Genomic DNA, 605 nt, shown 5'->3' with positions numbered 1-605 from the left:
AGGTCACTCTCTTGCCATTGCGTAATAAACTCACGCGCCGGGTAATTCTCTTTTAGTATCAGGTGGTAATCCACCCCCGTAAAGCCATGACGGCGTAACACCTCTTCCACCACACTTACGACACTCTGATTTTGGTAAATTGCACTGTTATGGTCATTGGCAAGTAACGCTAGCCGCGGTACTAATACCACCTGATAACGCGCTTCGTCTTTACTAACTGAGACCATGCTAAATTCAGTAATGATACCATATAAGGTGCGCGACCTCGCTGGCATATCAAGCGAGCTAATATGTGCTAATTGCTCGGCAAGCTGGGGCGCTTCAAAGATTAACGACGCCGGCTGGCTCAATAAATCACTGATTTTTAGCTGTTTCTCGGGGCTAGTGAAGGTGATGACATATCGCCATGGGGTATTGAGTGACTCATGACCGACAATGGAGACAATCGACAATGATGAAACTCCATTAAGGTTTAAGGTATAACGGTTGTTCGAAGGATGAGAAAAGATAGAATCAAAATATCTTGCTTCTCGCTGTGAGATCGCCATAGGAATTCCTTATTATTTGCAATCAATGTTTATTATTGTTCACTTATTAAGTTTTTT

1 protein-coding gene is annotated in these 605 nt (G+C 43.1%); it reads right to left on the bottom strand.

All coding sequences use genetic code 11. The annotated features are described in order from the left end of the window. Positions 1-548 (bottom strand): contractile injection system protein, VgrG/Pvc8 family (locus FcAc13_RS12065; protein WP_223064619.1); only part of this gene is annotated, 548 nt, incomplete at its 3' end. Positions 549-605 lie beyond the last annotated feature (57 nt).

It is taken from the genome of Frischella japonica (assembly GCF_014489845.1).
In the GTDB taxonomy this organism is placed as follows: Bacteria; Pseudomonadota; Gammaproteobacteria; order Enterobacterales; family Orbaceae; genus Frischella; species Frischella japonica.
The sequence above is the reverse complement of the archived record's forward strand: the minus strand, read 5'-3'. Positions and strand labels throughout refer to the sequence as shown.